General features: G+C 37.8%; 14 protein-coding genes. 3 read left to right on the top strand and 11 right to left on the bottom strand.

The window, feature by feature from the left end:
• Positions 1–44 precede the first annotated feature (44 nt).
• On the top strand, positions 45–308 hold the full coding sequence (locus CQ046_RS23940) for a hypothetical protein (RefSeq protein ID WP_228406992.1): 264 nt from the start codon (positions 45–47) through the stop codon (positions 306–308).
• Positions 309–491: 183 nt separating this feature from the next.
• Here the strand turns inward: CQ046_RS23940 and CQ046_RS18465 are convergent, their stop codons facing one another.
• The 5 genes from CQ046_RS18465 to CQ046_RS18445 all read right to left on the bottom strand — a co-directional run bounded on the left by CQ046_RS18465 (position 492) and on the right by CQ046_RS18445 (position 5,831).
• Complete coding sequence (locus tag CQ046_RS18465; RefSeq protein ID WP_105703700.1) at positions 492–1,037, bottom strand: hypothetical protein; 546 nt, start codon at positions 1,035–1,037, stop codon at positions 492–494.
• A gap of 61 nt (positions 1,038–1,098) precedes the next feature.
• A complete protein-coding gene (locus CQ046_RS18460) occupies positions 1,099–2,664 on the bottom strand; it encodes an ABC transporter permease/substrate-binding protein (protein ID WP_105703699.1) in 1,566 nt (521 codons plus the stop codon).
• Positions 2,661–3,581, bottom strand: a complete 921-nt coding sequence (locus tag CQ046_RS18455; RefSeq protein WP_105703698.1) for an ABC transporter ATP-binding protein — start codon at positions 3,579–3,581, stop codon at positions 2,661–2,663. The genes CQ046_RS18460 and CQ046_RS18455 overlap by 4 nt, the downstream gene beginning before the upstream one ends.
• 10 nt (positions 3,582–3,591) lie before the next feature.
• On the bottom strand, positions 3,592–4,761 hold the full coding sequence (gene egtB, locus CQ046_RS18450; protein WP_105703697.1) for an ergothioneine biosynthesis protein EgtB: 1,170 nt from the start codon (positions 4,759–4,761) through the stop codon (positions 3,592–3,594).
• Positions 4,762–4,847: 86 nt separating this feature from the next.
• A complete protein-coding gene (locus tag CQ046_RS18445) occupies positions 4,848–5,831 on the bottom strand; it encodes an L-histidine N(alpha)-methyltransferase (RefSeq protein WP_105703696.1) in 984 nt (327 codons plus the stop codon).
• 315 nt (positions 5,832–6,146) lie between these two features.
• Here CQ046_RS18445 and CQ046_RS18435 point away from each other — a divergent pair, with 315 nt between their 5' ends.
• Complete coding sequence (locus tag CQ046_RS18435) at positions 6,147–7,196, top strand: alpha/beta fold hydrolase (protein ID WP_105703694.1); 1,050 nt, start codon at positions 6,147–6,149, stop codon at positions 7,194–7,196.
• Positions 7,197–7,256: 60 nt separating this feature from the next.
• On the opposite strand, the gene CQ046_RS18430 is transcribed toward CQ046_RS18435, so the two are convergent.
• The 6 genes from CQ046_RS18430 to CQ046_RS18400 all read right to left on the bottom strand — a co-directional run bounded on the left by CQ046_RS18430 (position 7,257) and on the right by CQ046_RS18400 (position 19,497).
• Entirely contained in the window at positions 7,257–8,393 is a 1,137-nt protein-coding gene (locus CQ046_RS18430) for a 1-acyl-sn-glycerol-3-phosphate acyltransferase (RefSeq protein WP_105703693.1), read from the bottom strand.
• A 563-nt stretch (positions 8,394–8,956) separates the two neighbouring features.
• On the bottom strand, positions 8,957–9,592 hold the full coding sequence (locus CQ046_RS18425) for a hypothetical protein (RefSeq protein ID WP_105703692.1): 636 nt from the start codon (positions 9,590–9,592) through the stop codon (positions 8,957–8,959).
• A 203-nt stretch (positions 9,593–9,795) separates the two neighbouring features.
• The gene (locus tag CQ046_RS18415; protein WP_105703691.1) at positions 9,796–13,326 is read right to left on the bottom strand and encodes a DUF6443 domain-containing protein; all 3,531 of its coding nucleotides are present in this window, start codon (positions 13,324–13,326) and stop codon (positions 9,796–9,798) included.
• 6 nt (positions 13,327–13,332) lie between these two features.
• Positions 13,333–16,764, bottom strand: coding sequence for a hypothetical protein (locus tag CQ046_RS18410; RefSeq protein WP_123906646.1), 3,432 nt, complete (start codon positions 16,762–16,764; stop codon positions 13,333–13,335).
• A gap of 7 nt (positions 16,765–16,771) precedes the next feature.
• Entirely contained in the window at positions 16,772–18,355 is a 1,584-nt protein-coding gene (locus CQ046_RS18405; protein WP_105703689.1) for a T9SS type A sorting domain-containing protein, read from the bottom strand.
• Positions 18,356–18,999: 644 nt separating this feature from the next.
• On the bottom strand, positions 19,000–19,497 hold the full coding sequence (locus CQ046_RS18400) for a hypothetical protein (protein WP_105703688.1): 498 nt from the start codon (positions 19,495–19,497) through the stop codon (positions 19,000–19,002).
• Between the two features lie 285 nt (positions 19,498–19,782).
• Here CQ046_RS18400 and CQ046_RS18395 point away from each other — a divergent pair, with 285 nt between their 5' ends.
• Positions 19,783–20,193, top strand: a complete 411-nt coding sequence (locus tag CQ046_RS18395) for a helix-turn-helix domain-containing protein (protein ID WP_105703687.1) — start codon at positions 19,783–19,785, stop codon at positions 20,191–20,193.
• Positions 20,194–20,288: the final 95 nt, after the last annotated feature.

Here is a 20,288-nt window from a genome sequence, read left to right as displayed (position 1 = left end):
AAATAAATACAATAGGGATATATTTGTTTTCAGGAATCAATAGTATGAACGGAAATAAAAACAAAACCATGTGGCAATATTATCTCATTCTTGGAGCAGGAGTCATTCTGTTTGCAGCAGCATTGCTGAGTCTCAAAAATACTCTTTTTTTCTTAAAAAATGCTGAAAAAGCAACAGCTACCGTCACTTCACTACGGGTGTTTGAATCAGACGGAGAAGTATTCAGTCCGCTTTTTACCTTTCGTACCCGGAATAATATAGAATATACCTATGAACTGCCGGAAGGTACCAATCCTTCAGCGTGGTAAGTAGGAGAAACAGAAACCGTTATTTATGATCCTGCTGATCCGTCTTCCGTAACGTTGTATACTTATTTCAGAATCTTTGCATGGCCTCTGATACTGGTTTCTATAGCTTTGCCCTTATTGGTAATAGGAGGAGGTTATTTTATTGCCAATCAGTTTTTAAAATAACCTTCTCCCGTTATATTTTTATTTTACCTTTTCAAGAAGATATAATTTAGCTCCCGAAAATGCCAGCTTAGGCATCAGGTTTCCCTCCAGCACCATGGTCTTACTATTTACATCAATCACAGAAATATAATTGTTAGAATTGTACTCAATATAATTCTCCTTTTCTTTCGTTGAAGGATTTTTTCCGAATTCCATAGAATATTTCACCCAGTCTTCATCCTGTGTACTGCAGTGTACAGGCTTGAATTTAGACTTTTTAGCCTTGAAAACAATCTGATCAAACCCCTCCGTACATTCTGAAGTAAAAGAGCCGTCTGGATTCTGATCTTTAGAGAAATCTTCAAAAGAACCACGGTATACTCCTACTACTTTCCAGGTGCCATCCAAACGGTCTTCATCTATTTTTCCTTTCGCTTTGCTTACCGCCCAGCTGATTCCGTTTACCGTTCCTTTTACTGCTTTATAGCTTAAGCTTACCGCTCCTGATACTACTTTGGTAGCCGTTCTTACCACACATGAATTGAGAACAAGGAGAGCCGATGCCAGCAATAGTATTTTCTTCATTTTGTCAAATTTTTAAGGTACGAAGATACTGTTTTTGAAAAAACTGATTGTTTTCAAAAGACTATTTATCAAAATAATGGGTAAGATCAGAAATACTTTTAATATGAAGCTCTTCAGCCTGCTTTCTCCTCATCATAAGGGCATAAGCATTATTAAAACCTAACGGTTTCAGCCATTGAATTCCATATTGTTTTCCAAATTCTGAATTCACGTAGTTATAGGTTGTGTCAGGACTTTTGGAAACATTTCTGATAGCCTCTTCTGTTGGCTTTAAAAGTACCAGAAGCCCGGTTCCCGTGTATTCAGGATAAAAATCAATGGCATCATTCATTAAGGCATCAAAACATATTTTTGTTCCTCCTAAACCGGTTTTGGTTTCCACTTTATAATCTGTATACCCTTCAATAAGCATAGTGTACATTTCTGCGAGAATATATTGTTCACCAAAGATTTTTGAGCCAATTCTGACTGTTCCGGAATTTCCTTTTCCGGGACTTTTGTACAGATTGTTTCTGATGAGAAAATCCTTTGCAATCTTTTCAGGAGCCTGATGAAGATGATCAGATCTGTAATTCAAGTCTGTCATAATAGAATCGGTGAACTTTCCAGCCAGGAGATTTAAGGTTTTCTCCAGTTCCGGAAATTTTTTCAGCGTTTTGGTCTTGATAATGGGAGCTGCGTAATAAGGCGGAAATATTTTTTTATCATCATCCAGTACATACAGATCATACGCTTTTATCCTGCCGTCTGTAGAATATCCGCTGATCAGATCCAGCTCCTTCTCATAAGCAGCCTTATACATAATCGCATCACTTACCACAAGGGGATTCACATTGAGTCCGTATACCGAACGAAGCCCAATATCACCATCCTGTCTTCCCATAAATTCCGGTGTAAAACCTGCTTTAATCGTCCGGTGTGACACAAAAGTCAGAAGATACCCTATTCCCAGAATAATAAGGACAACAGGAAGAATATATTTCAGTTTTTGAAAGAATTGATAACCTGATTTCTGAATCATAGCAATGACCTGATCAAGAAAAACAGCCAATAATGCCGCCGGAATAGCTCCAGCCAGGATCATATTTGTATTGTTGAGCGAGATTCCTCCGAAGATAAACTCTCCCAAACCTCCCGCTGCCACAAAAGAAGCCAGTGTAGCCACTCCTACATTAATAACAGCAGCAGTTCTGATACCGGCAATGATCACCGGCATGGCTAAAGGAAGTTTCACCTTAAAAAGAAGCTGGCTTCTGTTCATTCCCATGGCCTTGGCTGCCTCAATCACTGCCGGATCTACACCCGTAATTCCGGTATAGGTATTCCGGATGATAGGAAGAAGAGCATAGATTAATAAAGCAGCAATGGCTGGCTTCGGGCCAATGCCGAAAACAGGAATCATAAATCCCAGCAATGCAATACTCGGAATGGTTTGTAAAATACCTGCGATGCCCAGCACCGGACTGGAAAGTTTCTTCTTTCTGGAAATCAGTATTCCTAAAGGTACCCCAACAATGATAGCCAGAAGCAGAGACAAAAAGGTAAGTCCAAGATGCTGAATGATCTGGGTAGTCAGCTTTTCGTGCTGTTCAGCAATAAATTGGCAGAGACTTTGTTGCTGTGTCATACCATCTGTGATTTTCTGTAATGATTAAATGCTCTCACCACTTCTTCATAAATTTCAGCATTTTGATGGTCAGAACTCAATTGTTGTAAAATATCCCACACACTTGTATGGGCTGTACCGTCTGGGGTGGAGTAGGAGTTTCCCGGAGTGAGAAACGGACTGATATGATGTAAAGCCGTTACTTTATATTCCAGTAAAAGTCGGTTTTCAGCAAAAAAATCACGGACAAAATCGGTTGCCGGATGGTAAAGTATTTCTCTGGGAGTACCAGTCTGTACAATTTTTCCCTGATCCATCAGACAAATCCGGTGACCCAGTTCAAAGGCTTCCTGTACATCGTGGGTAACCAATATGATTGTTTTACTTTTAAGATCTTCCAGCGATTTAAATTCCGAATGAATATCAGCCTTGGTAATCGTATCAAGCGCTCCAAAAGGTTCATCCATCAGTAAAACGGGATTATCTGCAATCAGTGCCCTTGCAATACCCACACGCTGCTGTTGTCCACCGCTTAACTCATGGGGAAATCGGGGAAGAACTTCTTCAGAAAGGTGAAGTTTAGCCAAAAGCTCATGCGTTTTTCTTTCTGTTTTCTTTTTGTCCCATTTCAATAGTTCAGGAACTACCGCAATATTCTGCTGAATTGTATAATGAGGAAATAATCCGGAATGTTGCATGACAAAGCCAATTCCCATCCTCAGTTCCTCGGGTTTCTGATCACGGATGTTTTTGCCATCTATGAAAATGTTTCCGGAATCTGCCTCTATGAGACGGTTGATCATCTTAAGCGTGGTCGTTTTCCCACATCCGCTGGTTCCCAAAAGCACAAGGATTTCCTGATCAAGTGCCTGAAAAGAAATTTGATCTACTGCTTTTTTTCCGTTAAAACTCTTTGAGATTGATTCTACTGCGATCATCGGTAAAAAATTACTGGGCTAGTCTGATTCCTGTGAACTGCCATTTTAAATTGGTCTGAAAGAAATTACGGTAGGTATTTCTGCTGTGCCCCGGAGGTGTAGCTTCTGAAGCGCCTCTTAAAACCATTTGATTGATCATAAATTTCCCGTTGTATTCACCTACAGCGCCTGCTTCCTTCTTAAAATGAGGATAAGGCAGATAAGCAGAATTCGTCCATTCCCAGCGTGTTCCCCAGTCAAAATAATCCGAAGCTGTTTCCCATTCTTCCTCTGTGGGCAGACGCATTCCTTTCCAGGAGGCGAAAGCAGAAGCTTCATAGAAATTGATATGGCACAACGGAGCATCAGGATCTATTTCCTGTAGTCCATTGAGTGTGTAATACATCCATTTGTTTTCAATATAATGCCAGTACAGTGGCGATTTTGCTGAATTTTGTTTCACCCAGTCCCATCCTTCAGCATGCCAGTGCCTGAAATCTTCATAGCCACCTGCTTTCATAAATTCTAAATATTCACTATTCGTTACAAGCTGGCTGGCAATCTCAAAGTCAGGGAGATATACTTTATGCCTTCCTAATTCATTATCAAAGCAAAATCCTTCTCCTTTAAATCCAATTTCATAGATCCCTTCAGAAAACCTGAGCATTTCCAGATTTCCGGAACCGTTTTGTACGATCTTTTCTTTTGTATAAGCCGGGAAAAGCGGATTATGCCCTAAGATATATTTAATGTCAGTGACTAATAATTCCTGGTGCTGCTGTTCATGATTAAGTCCCAGTTCCAAAAGAGGTTCAAGATCTTCTGTCAGAAATGAGCTTTGAAGAAAAGCTTCCATGTGCTCATCTACATATTTTCTATACTCATACACGTCCGAAACAGAAGGGCGGCTGAGGTTTCCACGGTCAGTCCGAATTACCCGTGCTCCGATCGTCTCATAGTAACTGTTAAAAACAAAATTATACTGAGGATCAAAAACCTTATAATCCGGAAAATGCGGAGTAAGAATGAAGGTCTCAAAAAACCAGGTGGTATGACCAAGATGCCATTTCGGAGGACTTACATCTACAATCGGCTGTACTACATAATCTTCAATTTCCAATGGAGCACAGATTTCCTCAGAACGTCTGCGGATGTCCATATACTTTTTAGTGATATTTTTTGTGGTAATCTCTGGTGTCATGTCTTTTAGTTTTTAATAATTGGTGCTCAATGAAAGAAGCATGATTTTATTTTTTCACTTTTGCAGATATGCTGTACAGTCTTTTTTTATTTTACCTGCCAGATGGTATCTACAAACCATTTCTTAGAATCTTTGATCTCTCCGGTAATGGTAAACCCTGATTTTTCACCCAATTCCCTGATCTTTTCAGGAGAGAATTTCTGTGAGATTTCCATATCGATAAGTTCATTTTCTTCAAAATAAATCTTGGTGTTGCCAATGGTCACATCCTGACTGATAAGGCTTATCAGAAAACTTCTGCAGGCTCCGGTAACCGGATCATAATTCTGGTAATGCTGAAATTGTTTCACATCAAAATTACCATCCAGTTCATTGTTGATTCGGGTCAGAAGATTAAGATTAAAAGAAGCTGTGATTCCTTCTTTGTCATTATACGCATTCAGAATAGTGTGCGGATTTTTCTTTAGGTCAAATCCTACCAATACACGATCGTTCTGTGATAGATTGCTATTCAGATGGAGACAGAAATCCTCAGCTTCCTCCGGAGTCATATTCCCGATATTACTCCCTAAAAATAAAACAATTTTTCTCCGGTCAGATAAGGAAGCTGCTTTTTGAAGCATTTCAAAATAATCTCCTTCCAGACAGGTAATTTTCAGTTCCGGAAGCTGACTGCTTAGTTTTTTGTGGAGTATGGAAAGAATATTTCCCGAGATATCAATCGGCATGTAAGTAAAGTTAATCCCTTTCCTGATCAGCTGTTCCAGTAAATAGGTTGATTTCATTGCGTCTCCTGCGCCTAATTCAATCAGATCAAAAGATTCGTCTCCGGGAATGAGAAGATCAATAAGTTCATCTGTTTTATTTTTGAAAATATCCAATTCACAGCGGGTCAGATAATAGGAAGGCATGGCCATTATTTTCTGAAAAAGATGATCGCCGATCTTGTCGTAAAAATATTTTGAAGATAATTTTTTAGGTGTATTCTTTAGTCCGTTCAAAACATCGGAACGGAAATGGTCAACAGCATTCTTTTCACTCTTAGAGTGTGGGTCTAACTGTACATTCATAAAACTTATTTTGTGTGATTTTGTAGATTATTGCAATTATCCTGCCTTTTACAACATGAAAATTCTTTGCTTTTATCTAATTAAATATAAACAATTTTACTTTTAATAGGATGATTATCATGATGTTTTTACCAGATGTGGTATTTTTTATCCATTATGAGCCCTTTCTTTTAATTGTTAATGCTAACGAAGGAGCGCTGTCTGCTTTAGCACCAGAAAATCAGGATTGCCCCTTCAATATGACCTGTTCAAAGTATTTACCCTTATTCCTATTTCTGTTTCACCATAATTTTACCATCATAAAACATCACTATTATGAATACCACATTGAATTTCAGTAAAACAATACAATCCATTTTATCCCTGTTTATTTTGATGGGAGTAGGATTATGGTCTCTAAAAGCACAGACTTATACTGCTGGTGAAAAAGAGCAGGAAAACGCAACTGTCAGATTAGCTTTTCAGAATACAAAGAAAATCAGAGCCGGATTATTGGATGTGGGCTATGCAGAAATAGGTCCTGGAAACGGAAAACCTGTCATTCTTCTTCATGGGTGGCCTTATGATATCCATAGTTTTGAACAGTCTTCTGCGATACTTGCTGAAAAAGGGTATCGTGTTTTAGTTCCTTATTTGAGAGGGTATGGAACCACTACCTTCGTGTCACCCAATACAAAGCGTAACGGTCAGCAGAGCGCTATCGCATTGGATATCATTGCTTTTATGGATGCTTTGAAAATAGATAAAGCAATTATTGGCGGTTTCGACTGGGGTGCAAGAACAGCAGATATTATGGCAGCACTGTGGCCTGAACGTTGCTCAGGTTTGGTTGCGGTAAGCGGATATTTAATAGGAAGTCCGAAGGCTAATGAAAAACCTCTGTCACCCAATGCTGAATTTTTATGGTGGTATCAGTATTATTTTTCCACGGAAAGAGGGTATAAGGGGTATCAAGCCAACACAGTAGCATTTAATAAATTAATATGGAAAAATGCTTCACCCAAATGGGCTTTTGATGACCAGACTTACGAACGTTCCGCCAAATCATTTGATAATCCTGATCATGTTGATATCGTGATTCACAATTACCGTTGGCGTTTAGGATTAGCTAAAGGAGAAAAACAATACGATGTGCTTGAAGCCAAATTGGCAAAATCTCCGGCTATTACAGTTCCTACGGTTACTTTGGAAGGTGATGCCAACGGAGCGGCATTTCCTGCCCCGGAAAATTACGCGTCCAAATATACAGGTAAATATGTACACCATACGATTACAGGCGGAATAGGGCACAATTTACCACAGGAAGCTCCCAAAGCATTTGCAGATGCGATTATAGAGGTAGATTCTATGTCACAAACCAAATAATACAACAAACCCACTGCTGTTGAGCAGTGGGTTTTTATTTCTATCAATGGTAAATTCTTCTTATAAACCTTCTTCCAGCTTTAATTTATTCACTAAAGGATTGGCATACATGGCTAAGAAATACTCTTTGGAAACCGGGTCAGACGGATCAATACGCATTTCAAGCCTGCGGATAAATAACTGTTTTTCCTGTTCCGTATATTCGGAGGCGTAGGTATCGGTATTGTGAAGGAGATCGTAAGCGATATACTTGGTAGGCCAAAGCTTATAGTTGCTGATGATGGAGCGGTCAATCACCTGTGCAATCGCCTGCAGCTGTTTATTTTTATTGTCAATAGTGGCTGCGATATCATCCAGTTCCGTATCAATAACGTCACCGGCATGCAGATGAATACGCTTCTTTTGTCCCAGTATTCCGCTGAGCATTGTGGTAAAATCCTCATTTTTTCCTTTTATGTACTCCTCGTCTCTATGCTGAGCCAGCAGTTGAGGCATTTTTAAAGAATCAGTAGGATCGTATTCGTAAGAAATGGAGATAGGAACAATCTTCAATGTTTTAAAATAATCTGTCAGAGACTGATCTCCCGCTGCCATGGCAAGCATTTTTAAAACACCCTGCTGGGTGGCGTCATTTCCGTTTTTTGTACGGCCTTCACGCTGGGCAATCCATACAGAACGGTTTTCCTCTAGAATTTGCGTTTTAATATATTCAGACATGGTCTGTGAACTGGTAAGCTGATCACGCAGAGACAAACCTCTTTGTACTAAAAAGTTACGGTTCAGTTTAGCCAGTACGTTTAAAAACTTTTTGTGTACAAGGTTATCACCAATAGCAGAAGCGGTCATAATAAGACCACTTTCCAGCAATACCAGATTAAGAAGAGAGGTATCTAAAACAATATCTCTGTGATTTGAAATGAAAAGATAAGAGGTATTTTTATCCAATCTGTCGAAACCTGAAGTTGTTAATCCCTCAGAACTTTTCGCAAGAATCTGACGAACGGCGTAAGCCACAAACTGATGTTGAAAATCACTGATAGAATGAACCTCTTTAAACTGTTCCAGCCATACCTGCTCATCCGTATCAGGAAAAGTAAAGCTCATGAATGCTTTCATCATAGGATCACGGGCAACATCCGCTAATCTTTCATTCACTTCATGATCATAGAAATACCGGATTTCATCAAACTTCGACATGCAATTATTTAAAATTAAAACTTTTTGCAAAAGAACGAAAATTTATTTGGGCACAGGGTATAATGGGTGTTAAAGTATTATGAAGGGCGTAGGAGTTCAGGCTTAATAGCTCTCTTTTATCTTAGCCAGTTGTAGAAATTCAATAGAAATGGGCTTTAGCTCATTTAAATAAGAAAACATTCCTTCTTTTGGCTTTAGCCTAAACTTCAGCATATTTATTGAGATTCCTGTGGAATGACAAACTGTGTAGCTCATCTAAGCGTATAGTTTGTATTACATCTGGATAAATATCCATATTGAGCGTCCACTTTGTCATTCCGGTAGGAATCTAGGTTTTTTTATTATAAAATTTATGTTCTAATCAATCTTTTAAAAGACTTAGATCCGTAGTAGCTGAGGTAAGAAAATAATCATTAAAAGATTAAACATCATCTAACTTTCCAATGATGTCTTTAGTCTCAATTGGATTTCCCAGACTGATTAAAGTTTCAATGATAGAGAATGTTGAAATTCTATTTTTAGATTTAAAAATTAGAAAACAACATACCTGAAATATGACTGGGCTATTCTTCTTCATCCAGACGTATCTCAATGTTTCCTTCTTTCATGATAAATCTATATCCAAAAGGTATTGCTAAATATTTCAAAACATCAGGACGAGCAAAAGCAACATGATAAAAATGTACCATTTTTAATGACTTAATATCATCATTGTAATCATCTGTAATAAGATACCATCCACTCTCATCATGAGGTGAATCATATCTTATTCCTTCAACATCCTTTCCTTCATAAACACCATTTGAAATAACAACTGATTGATTAAAATTTGGAAAAAGAGGAATAAGATTTTGTTGCCAACATATTTCACTTTGCTTTCTAACAACTGAAATTGCCGTATCACAACCTTTATTAAAGTCACTACCGTCAGAATTTGCTTCATAGAGATCATAGTAGTTATTTTCACCCAACCTAAATTGTAAAAGCCATGAATAATAGCCAATGTTTTGGTTTTCAGAAATAATCGGTTTACTATCTATAATATAATCTATAATATACTTAATAACCTCTATATAGTTTTCGAGTTGATCATTACCAATGGTAATTCTAATTTCTTTAGATATATAAGAATCTAATTCTTTCGTTTCCAAGTAAAGATTATCTACTACATCTATTTGAATTCCTTTATATTTTATCATCTATTTAATAAACTTCTTCATTAAAACTATGATTATGAAAATAAATGCTACTCCTGTAAAAAATTTTATATACCCTGCTGTCTGATCTTGTATTTCTTTATAATTTCTTTTATCCCCAATGAGTTTACGGAATAAAAAATATATACCATTACCAATTAAATTGATAAGTATTTGCTGAAATATGAATTCAAAAATTCCCATTTTTAGTTTTTATGTTTATCTTCTGATAACGGTTTTATTAAACTTGTTGTACCTAATTTAAACATTCCAAAGTTATTACCCAAATTTATCCCTTTGTTTAAATACCTATTTATTATTCCTCTTGTAGCTGGAGCGGCTCTTGCAATTGCAGTTCCTTTAAATGTACTAGAGAATTTCGAAGCACTTAAAGATCCTAAATTATCAGCTAATTTAAAAGCTGTTTTAGGAAGAACTTGCTGACCTACTCCAGCAACTTTGAATTCTGATGACAAAGGGTTGAAAGTTGATGTAAAAGCAAGAGCTCTATCTCCTTCATTATATTGATTTGATCCGTCAAGATTACTATATATTTGTTGGCCTGTGAGGCCTGAAGTATGCTTACTTCCCATAAAATTGAACGTATCCAATACTTGAAAACCTAAATAAAAACTATTTGTGACATTATATGAAATTTTTCCAGCAAGATTATTAGAGGCCGCCCATTCTCCCCATAGCCCCTTACTTCCTCCATCCCATTGTCCGACATATGCTCCAGTAGATATATTTGTTCCTGCTGGAGTAGAAAAACTTCCACCTAAATTGTTACCACTTATATTATCTGTTACAGAGCCATCTTGATTTAATGAATAACTATATTTTCCAGTGCCCATAAATCCTTGTCCAGATATATTAGCATAAGAATAAACAGCAGCTGCGTCTTTAATTCCTGCTGCTTTAGCTTGAGAAACGGTCTTTACACTTGCCATATATGTCCATTTTGAAACGCCATTAATGTTTTCTAAAACCCAATCAACCGGTTTGTTACCATCAGGATCAACGTACCGAAGCGGGTTATTTAGCACATAATTATAAGGCGAAACTCCTGCAAATTTTTCAGTTAATGGATCTAGTACTCCCCATCGTCCAATATCTGACATATACATTCTGGCTCCATAATCACTCCATCCTGTCTCCTGCTGTTTCTCTTTTCCTTGAGTGGAGTATTTATAGTTTGGAGAAATTGAAAATGAAGTTCCTAAATAATCTCCAAATTCAAGTCCGAAAGGATAATAATTGGTAGTCCTGTCCACTTTCACATTTCCGGAAGCATCTTTATAATACGCAATTCTGATGTTACCCTGATGATCTGTATAATTGTAAATATACTTATTTTGAACGAAATCATAATATCCCTCTGAGGTAGGCACAAAATTTAACACATCATTGGAGTACTGGAATCCATCGAGGTAATCAGTTTTGTCTACGGTTTCCATCTGTCCCCTGCCTGATCCATAGGTATAAACTTTTCTGAGTTTAGTTCCCGCCGCATTATACAGGTATGTTGTGTTCACTTTTTTGTAAACTCCAGTATCATGGGAAACATAATCCTGATCGAATTTTAAATAATTAGGCAGATTAAGGTAATTGTATGCAATCTGTCGAATCCCTCTATCAATATGACTGGTCATATTCCCGTTACCATCATATGGGATAGGATTCCCAGAGGTATCCGGATAACCACCATAATTACCTGAAGTATCCGTTACTGAGGTGAGCCTGTTCCCATCATAAGTATAAGAAAGGTCATCCATTTGCTGTACTCCAAAATACTGCAATAATCTATTTCTTTTCAGGGTTTGGATATTTCCGTTTACATCATAAGTCAGAGATTCATTGTAGTAATCATTCATTGGAACCGTTACATTAGGCTCGGAATAAATCCCATTTTTTAGTCGGTCTAAAGCATCATACTGGTAATTAAACCTGCTAAACGGTCTGCCATCTGCTGCCTGCCAGTCTAATTCTGCAATATTTCCATTGTACTTTCCTGTAGAAACTGTTGAATATACAGGATTATGGTATTTAATCTCATAGGCAAAAAGCTTCCCGTTTAAACTCGTAGGATCATTTACTTTGGTAAGCCATCCACGGATATTATATACATGGTCTATTGACTGCAAAGGAGTACCCGTAGTATTTCCTGTCTTTTTATTAGTAAGCTGCCCAAGGTCATTGTAGGTGTTTTCTACAAGAAGTTCTTCTATTAAATTGTTCACCTTATGATAGTGCTTCAGCAGTCTTTTCTGGTCATCATATACAAATCTTTCTTTGATAAGAACCTCAGCGTCAGAAGCCCCCTTTTTGTGATAGGTATAGCTTTCATTCATAGCGCCAGAGAAGTCAACCAGAAACTCCTTTTTGGTATAGCCTCCTAAATGGTTCCAGCTTTTTTCAGCTACTTTTTCTCCTTTGGTATTGTAATAGAAATAGGTTTTTGTCCAATTATCATCCTCAATATTTTTCACATAAGAAGCTGTGGGCAAACCTTGGGTACTTACACCTCCGTTAACTGCTTTATCTTCATTAACAACATACTGATTCTGGATTTTTGCAGGTGGGAATTCTTTAGCGTCCCTTGGGTAAGTGTCATAATAATTAACGGAAAGAATACTTTCAGGGATAAAATATACAGCTGTATAATAAATGTTTATACCGTTCCTGAAAAAGCCTGCTGAACTCGGGGCATCATAAATCACAAGATTTGCAATCTGATTCTGAATTACGCTTCTACTCTCATTACTGCTGAATGTTCCAGTATAGGCAACACGCCCAAAGGCATCATACTTGGTCATCAGCCACTTCCCTTTGTTTTTAAGGTTCACGTCCTGAGTAAGTATTGGACGGTCAGTGGCATCATACACCACAGATTCCCAATCATCTCTTCCGGGTAGTCTTTTCTCGACTTGCCTGCCGAATCCATCATATCGGTACTGGTAACAAAGGGTATTGAGCAGCTCTTCTGTGATGGGCTTATGAATAGCCTTGGGAGGAAGTATAAAGGCTAACTGATCATATTCATTATATATATAGTAGGTGTCAATATGAGTATCGGCATCCAGAATTTTTCTAAGAAGCAGTATCTGGTCTTTAGCATTTCTAAATTCCACAACCTCATTTCCATCTTCATCTTTTACTGTATTTTTATATAATGTACCTGCTGTGTAAGTTTCACCTGGTGCTAAACTCAAACTACTTTTTGTGATTCCACCCTGTGTTGTGGTACTGGTAACATATTTATAGATGTCACTGGAGCTATTTGTCTCATATTTATATTTCTGCGTATGTCCACTACCTATTTTCCATGGATCACCTGCCTGGGCTAATTGTAATACTCTGTCTAATGGAGAATTTTCTATCTCTTTTTCCGTGTAGGCATTGGCTGCACCATAATAAGAATTAGCTGTACTTTCATTTACAATTCCGGTATGAATCGCTGAATTGAGGGTATTTGCAGGAACCGGAAAAATTTCCTTGACTTGTCTTCCAAATCCGTCATAAGTGATAGGGGTAACCAGGTCTTTTCCTGTAGTGGTAGCTTTTACATTAATAATCTGCTTGGGTCTTCCCAATCCATCAAAATAAGTGATCGCCTCTGTTTTCTTAGTACAGTCACCGCTTAGGCATGTTTTAGATTGTACAAAATTTTCTGTTGTACTTTGTGCATAGGTCGTCATCGCTGTAAACAGCAGACCTAATAATTGTATTTTTTTCATTTGTGTTTACTGTTTATAGTTATACTTAAATTCCTTGACTACCTTATAGCTGTAATTCCCGGCATTGTCTCTTTCCCTTACCTGGATTTGCTTCAATCGATTGGCACTGTCATACACATAGAGTTCCCTAACTCCTGATGGTTGTGTTATTGTAGTTACCCCCACCAATGGATCATAAGTATACTTAGTTACCATTCCAATGGGCTGAAAGGCATCAAGAGCCTGCAGAAGTTCGGCTTCTTTGGTAGGATCTGCTGCATCTTCATTGGATTTAGCCACAATATTAGCAATCAACCCTTCAACATCAGTATAGTAAGAAGCCCCAACAATTTTTGCAATAGGTCTTGTTTTGTTGTATCCCCAAACAATACTTACCGGAGTTCCATCTTTTTCTCTGTATTGAAGAATATTTCCCCTGTCATCATATTTATCATAAGAGACATCTTTAGAAGAAATAGCTGGATTCAGGGTATCATAAGAATATTCAGATAATGGAAGCACTAAATTTCCGGTAATCGCATGAGGTAGAGCAGTAGGATAAACAGTTTCTTCACGCGATGTTACTTTAGTGATATTATCTACTGTTTGCTGCGACTTTGTTTCTAGTGGAAGACCTACCATATTCTTACTGATCAACAGCTGGTTGCCTTTCTCATAGGCATATTGAAACGTTTTTTCTGCTGTCGACAGATCGGGGAATATGGTTTTCTGATTGGTCAGCTGAGTATGTTTTGGATTATTGTAGAAATACTGGGTTTCTGTTTTCATTGCATTTCCATTCAGATAGTCTGTTGTTTTCTGAGACTTTAGGTATTCGAAATGAGAAATGTTTTTATACTGCATAATATCCAGATTATCCAATTGCTCTTCATAGGTGATAACTTCACCTACATTCTTACCATAGCATCTTGCCTTATAATAATCTGTCACATTATTGGCTCCAATGGCCTGACAGTTTTCAGAAAAGACACTGGGATAAAAATGTTGATGATAGGCAGTACAATAGGTAAATGGAACCATTTTTGTGATATCTTCAGCGCTGCAGGTATAAGTAACATTCTTCGGGGTTGGATTTTCATAATTCTTTCGGATAGAATAGCCATCTACCTGGTATTTTCTGCTGTTGTCTTCCTCGTAGTTCATTTCAACGGTACGCATCAAGCTTCCTCCTGCATCAAGATATTGAGTCGAAATTTCCCGCCCATTATTCCAACCCAAATTCGTCCATACAGAGTTGCGGATATTATCTCCACGGAGAACTTTTCCAAAATCGTCAGAAGCAACAGAATATTTATGAATAATATTCGATTTTCCCTCTACAATCTCCTGAACGGTTTTATAAAATACATTGGGATGGGTGGCAAATAACTGATTGATATTAGTAGAAGTAATCATCGTGTAAGGAAACCTTTCAACCCCATTAGGAACTGGCCCACCAATATTTCCTGCGGGAGGATTTGTATAACAGGTTCTTGTAAACTTGAGCTGTTCCTCAAACGCAGGAGGTCTTAGTACAACTGCTTCTGTATATTGCTCATTCAAATCGCGGTAAACAAACTTTCTTGTAGATGCCACACCATTTTCTGAAGTGTCTACAATCTTAGCTATTCTTAAGCCTCCAATTGGTACTTCTTTGTCTCCATAAACAGCCTCTTTAGTGGTATAGCTTGCTGATGCTGTAGAACGTGTACAAACAAAGAGCGTCCAAAGTTTAAGGGTTAAAGGTTCATCTTTCTGAACATGGGCAAAAAGTCCGGCTCCATTATTAGTTGGAAAAGTAACCGAATTACCAGCACTGGTAACAATCCCGGTAGGAGTTTTAAAAAATAATGGGACAGCCTGGCCATTAGACTTTAATAGTGAAACAATTGCCCTGTGTTTCCCGGTAACCTGCTCGGCAGGGTCACAAGCATTATTAAACTGGGCACTTCCTCCCAGAGTGATGTCTTCTGTTCGAAGCGGTGTAAAAACTACCGTATTCTCAACATGACCATTATTATCATCGGCCGTGGCTTTAATCTGAGTTCCTGTTCTTTCCGATGGACTGAGCATTACATTTTGCTCAATCGCGGTATTATTTTCATAGGTAAACTCGGTAGATCCTTTAGTGGGATAAATAATTTTTTTAAGTATTCCAATTGCAGCTTCTTGCGGAACAACCGACTGGGATGAACTGGGATATGAACTCCACATTAACACATCCTCCTTGTAAGGGATCAGATTCGTATTGGAGGTATTTCCGTTATAATATCCCCAACTATCCCTGCTAAAGGCGAGTCTTTGGGGAAATACATCCGGCAGGTTGTACTCAAATCCATAGGTAGTATTTAAAACACTGTCTACGACGGAAGTAAGAAACAAGCGGTTATTAGCGGTAAGATTGTAATTGAGGGTAACATCATTAATAATACTGCCATTAACCTTTTTTGTAACCTTCTGTAATCTCTTATAGTCACTGCTGCCTCCCGATTGCAGATAATCGAAAATAATTTCTCCATAGGAAGGGTTGTTACTATAAATTCTTTTGATCTGTTTTCCGGTAACAGTCTGGTTATGGCTGATGAGCTCACTTACCTGAGGATATCGGATAAATGCCGGGTTGCCACAGGAGGAATACATAGCTCCACCATTGGGCGTGGTATAAGACAAGGTTTGGGATTGGCTCATCGTACCCGTATACCCACCATCTACATTCTCAATAAATACCATTTCTCCACTGGTTATGTCTTCTATTTTTGTCAAGTACCAGGCTGTAGTAGAAATGGATATCAGGGAGTGCCCATCTCCTGCAGTACGATTGGAGGTGGTTTCCTTATCTGTAAAGTAATATTTGGTTCCATCATCTACTGTTATGGTAAAGGAATTTCCTCCGCTGGTTCCTTCAATGACCACATCTTTCTGGGAATAAATAACAGGAATTCCTTTTTTGTCAAAGACAAATTTAATCTGCATCCCTCCAAAACTAGCCATATACAAATCCTGCTCCGTATCTACACCATCAAGAGAGGCATCCTGAAAGAACTGCATGACTGTTGGATGATTGACGCCAAGCTCATCAATATTAGTGGGGATCACAATACTACTCTGATGGTCTTCATCAGGCATATCTCTTATTACCCTGGTTATTACACCTCCTGAAATAAGATTCCAACCAAGTCCCGTAGAGCCGTTCATATCGTCTACTTTGATTCCATTAGAGAAATAATTGAGCCTGATGGGAATATTAATATTCTCAGTTGCAAAAGATGTTACAGGAATATCTACATTGGCATTCCCTGTGAAAAGGCTTACCGGAAGATTTCCAAATGCTCCCAGTTTATAGGATTCAGCAGATGGAGGAATAATATTGGGTAGTGTTGACTGTTTGCTGCCGGTAGTTTGCGCGAGAGCCACACCCATAGACAAGCAAAAGAATAAGCTTGTAATATTTCTTTTCATTGCGTTTTTATTTCTTAATTAATTTGGCGTTAGCCGTTTTATTCGTATCGGTTTTGATAGTTACCAGATACGCTCCCTGCACAAGAGCCTGGGTATTAATCTTTGTGACTTTGTTTTTGGTTTTAAGATTCTGAAGCTGTCTTCCGCTCATATCATACAAAACAATATCTGCCTCTTTGAAAGCCTGTCCTGAGCCAGTCGAAGGATCAAATCCTATTTCTACGTAGGCATAATCAGAAACAGGGTTGGGGTAGATTTTGATGTCATATTTTTCAATTAACTGATCAACTTGCTTGTCACCCAGTTTCACAATCTTCCAGTTTTCTTTTCCTAATTCCGTAGCACTGGTTCCGGCTAGTACAATTGAACCATCTCTGTTCAGTTTCAAATCTGAAAGTCTTTCTTCTTTTTGTCTGGATTCTCCTGTTATATGCTTTCGCCACTGCTCATTTCCATTTTGATCAAGGTATAACATCCAGAAAGTTTCATCATCGGTTTGTATTCTCCCTTCAGCCTGTGTGTAACCACCTAAAAGAATACCTTTAGAAGATTTGTCGTCAGCCGAATGAAGTACGCTCATTCCCATCAGAATATCTCTGTTTTTGAAGTTGTAGGATTTCTGCCACTGTTCATTTCCTCTTTCATTTAAAGAAATCAGCCAAAGATCTGTTCCTTCTTCAATGCCTACTGTTTTATTTCCTGATCTTTCTGATCTGGATTCTCCTCCGATGATGAATCCGTTTGAAGTCAAAGCCAGGGTTCTGATATGATCATCTGCTTTTCCTCCAAAGTTCTTTTCCCATTCCACTTTGTTTTCCTTGGAAAGCTTTACTACCCAAAAATCACCTTCTCCATAATTTTCTGTATTCTTTGTACCTCCTGCATTGCTTCGGGAATATGCTCCAAGTAGTGCACCTCCATCACGGGTTGGAATCATCTTTTCCACCTCATCCAAACCTTTTCCACCTAAAATCAATTGCGACGATTCTTTTCCGTCTTTATCTAATTTGGTAATGAAGATATCTTTTGAGCCGTGACCTTTTGCAGCATTTTGTACATTACCTGAAACAAAGAACCCTAAATCTGTCGTTTGAATTACTGCTCTGGCTTCTTCATCTGAAGAACTTCCCAACGTTTTTTGCCATAATTCATCCCCAAATTCATTGATACGGATTAACCAAATGTCTGAGCCGCCATTAGAATTATCCCTTTTATCCAGACCTTTTCCTGAATAAGAGGTTCCAGCTAACAAAAATCCACCATCCTGTGTGGTAACTGTTGCAGATAAATAATCATGATTTTGCCCTGAGAAATATTTTTCCCAGACTTCTTCTCCCTGCTGATTGAGTTTTACAAGGTGAAAATCATAACCATTGTTTTGTTTTTGGCCTGCTAATTCTGAGCCTGTCGAAGGGTCGCTCTGAATTGAGCTTCCCGTGATCAGATACTGCTGATCTATTGTAGTGGTAACCTGGCTTAAAAAATCCTGAGTAGAGGATTTGATGTCTTTTTGCCATATTACATCCGTTTCCTGAGCAGATAAACTCAAGATTGTGCATAAAGTAAATGCACAGAAATAATTTTTCTTCATAGGCTTGTGTTGTTGACGTGTAAAAATATTATTAATATGGGAAATATATACTCCGTAAAAACCCCATATTTCAACTATGATTTTTATGATATATTATTTTATCTCAATAGAATGTACTTTTTCATATGTTTTGTTTTTATATTAAATTATCTTAATCTATCATATTGCAAAACTATTTCAGAACAGCGACAGAACATGTCGCATTATAATCAAAAGGTATTTTATTTCTTTTGAGGCATGTAAAATTTATCACACGCATAGAGACATAAAGAAACTCCGTAAAAACATAACATAAAGCTTCCAAGATTGAGCTATATATAAAGCCTGGGATGATAAATCCACAATTTTGTACAATTACTCTAAACACGTATAAAAGGGGTAGTCAGTATTTCTTAAGTATCAACAGCCGGATAGATAAGCCCCTGAAACAGGTTATCAATATATCAAAAACCGGTCTTGAAATAACTGCAACAAGTTGGTTAAGTGTCGGTAGGTATTTCAGAATAAGCCGGAGGCATTTCACTTAATACCTACAGGCAGTTTTTAAATAATAATACCCCCTTAGGGAAGGGGGTATTGATACTTATGGAAATAGGTGTTTGAACTTTAGAACCACCTGCTGATACTTGTGTAACCAATTGTCGTTAGTTTTTTACATCATCAGGGGGAGTTACCGGAGGGGTAGAAGGGGCTGTAGTTACGAAAAACTGTTTCAGATCTTCATAAATAACATTCGTTCCCGGAACATTTTCTCCTGAAAGGAATTTCATGTTTCTATAGAAGGTGATAGCGTTGTGATAGTTATCGTGATCCAGTAAAACTTTAGTATCAGACAGCTGTTCTGTTAATGAGTCCATGATTTGCAGGCGCTGTTCTACCTGTTCTCTTCCCAGATAATCCTTATCGAATTCTACCTTATCTAAAAAGTTTGGAACATACTGGGGATATTGCTCCATGTAGATTTTAGCTTTGTTGACGAAGAGTTTGTTCTGTTCTGCAATACTTCCGTATTGTTGTCTTTCTTCCGGAGTAAGGTTGATGGTTTTTCCTGATAGCACTGTTTCAATAGTTTGCAATGCCTGATCCAGTTGAGTAAGTTCTTCAGCAGTAAAGCTGATACTGATTAAATTGTCTAGTGCCATAATATTGTGCTTTTTGGGTTTGTATGATCAAATATAAGGAGTGTAAATCATAGAAAAATAGGGTGTTATAAGATTTTTAAGGCGTGTTCATCAGAAAATGAAAACGGCATAATGGGGTTTATTTTTTCTTGGTTTTTGAAGAAAAAAAGAGGGAATAAAAACGAAAATGGCGAAATAGGAAAGGGGGGATCAGTATGGAGAAGAGAGATTGTAATTAAGCTGTTTTTAAGAGGCGTTTTTATAAATATTTTTCTATATTTAAAACTTCATAAATGTTGATTTATCATGGAACATACAATACATCAGGGACGCAATGTAAAACGATTCAGGGAAATGCTGGGCATCAAGCAGGAGGCATTGGCTCTTGACCTTGGGGACGACTGGAACCAGAAGAAAGTTTCTCTGCTGGAACAGAAAGAAATTATTGAAGACCCTTTGCTGAAAAGAATTTCTGAAGTATTGAAAATTCCGGTGGAAGCATTTCAGAATTTTGATGAGGAGCAGGCGGTGAATATTATTTCTAATACGTTTGATAATGGTTCTTTCCTGAACACAGGCCATACTCCTACCTTTAATGTAAATCCTATTGAAGAAATTAAGAAATTACATGAGGAGAAAATGGAACTTTATGAAAGGATGCTGAAGGAGAAGGATGAGATGATGGTGAGGCTGGAGAGGTTGATTGAGAATAGATAATTTGTTTAAGATATAAAAGAATCTGTCTCACAACTGAGGCAGATTCTTTTTGTTATAAAAGTACTTGTTTTACTGTTTTATTTTCATTACATTTA

It is taken from the genome of Chryseobacterium sp. MYb7, from assembly GCF_002979455.1.
Classification (GTDB): Bacteria; Bacteroidota; Bacteroidia; order Flavobacteriales; family Weeksellaceae; genus Chryseobacterium.
The sequence above is the reverse complement of the archived record's forward strand: the minus strand, read 5'-3'. Positions and strand labels throughout refer to the sequence as shown.

What these genes read in the sequence shown, in the direction of transcription:
- CQ046_RS23940 (WP_228406992.1), top strand. Translation starts at nt 45, where the DNA reads ATGAACGGAAATAAAAACAAAACCATGTGGCAATATTATCTCATTCTT.
- CQ046_RS18465 (WP_105703700.1), bottom strand. Translation starts at nt 1,037, where the DNA reads ATGAAGAAAATACTATTGCTGGCATCGGCTCTCCTTGTTCTCAATTCA.
- CQ046_RS18460 (WP_105703699.1), bottom strand. Translation starts at nt 2,664, where the DNA reads ATGACACAGCAACAAAGTCTCTGCCAATTTATTGCTGAACAGCACGAA.
- CQ046_RS18455 (WP_105703698.1), bottom strand. Translation starts at nt 3,581, where the DNA reads ATGATCGCAGTAGAATCAATCTCAAAGAGTTTTAACGGAAAAAAAGCA.
- egtB (WP_105703697.1), bottom strand. Translation starts at nt 4,761, where the DNA reads ATGACACCAGAGATTACCACAAAAAATATCACTAAAAAGTATATGGAC.
- CQ046_RS18445 (WP_105703696.1), bottom strand. Translation starts at nt 5,831, where the DNA reads ATGAATGTACAGTTAGACCCACACTCTAAGAGTGAAAAGAATGCTGTT.
- CQ046_RS18435 (WP_105703694.1), top strand. Translation starts at nt 6,147, where the DNA reads ATGAATACCACATTGAATTTCAGTAAAACAATACAATCCATTTTATCC.
- CQ046_RS18430 (WP_105703693.1), bottom strand. Translation starts at nt 8,393, where the DNA reads ATGTCGAAGTTTGATGAAATCCGGTATTTCTATGATCATGAAGTGAAT.
- CQ046_RS18425 (WP_105703692.1), bottom strand. Translation starts at nt 9,592, where the DNA reads ATGATAAAATATAAAGGAATTCAAATAGATGTAGTAGATAATCTTTAC.
- CQ046_RS18415 (WP_105703691.1), bottom strand. Translation starts at nt 13,326, where the DNA reads ATGAAAAAAATACAATTATTAGGTCTGCTGTTTACAGCGATGACGACC.
- CQ046_RS18410 (WP_123906646.1), bottom strand. Translation starts at nt 16,764, where the DNA reads ATGAAAAGAAATATTACAAGCTTATTCTTTTGCTTGTCTATGGGTGTG.
- CQ046_RS18405 (WP_105703689.1), bottom strand. Translation starts at nt 18,355, where the DNA reads ATGAAGAAAAATTATTTCTGTGCATTTACTTTATGCACAATCTTGAGT.
- CQ046_RS18400 (WP_105703688.1), bottom strand. Translation starts at nt 19,497, where the DNA reads ATGGCACTAGACAATTTAATCAGTATCAGCTTTACTGCTGAAGAACTT.
- CQ046_RS18395 (WP_105703687.1), top strand. Translation starts at nt 19,783, where the DNA reads ATGGAACATACAATACATCAGGGACGCAATGTAAAACGATTCAGGGAA.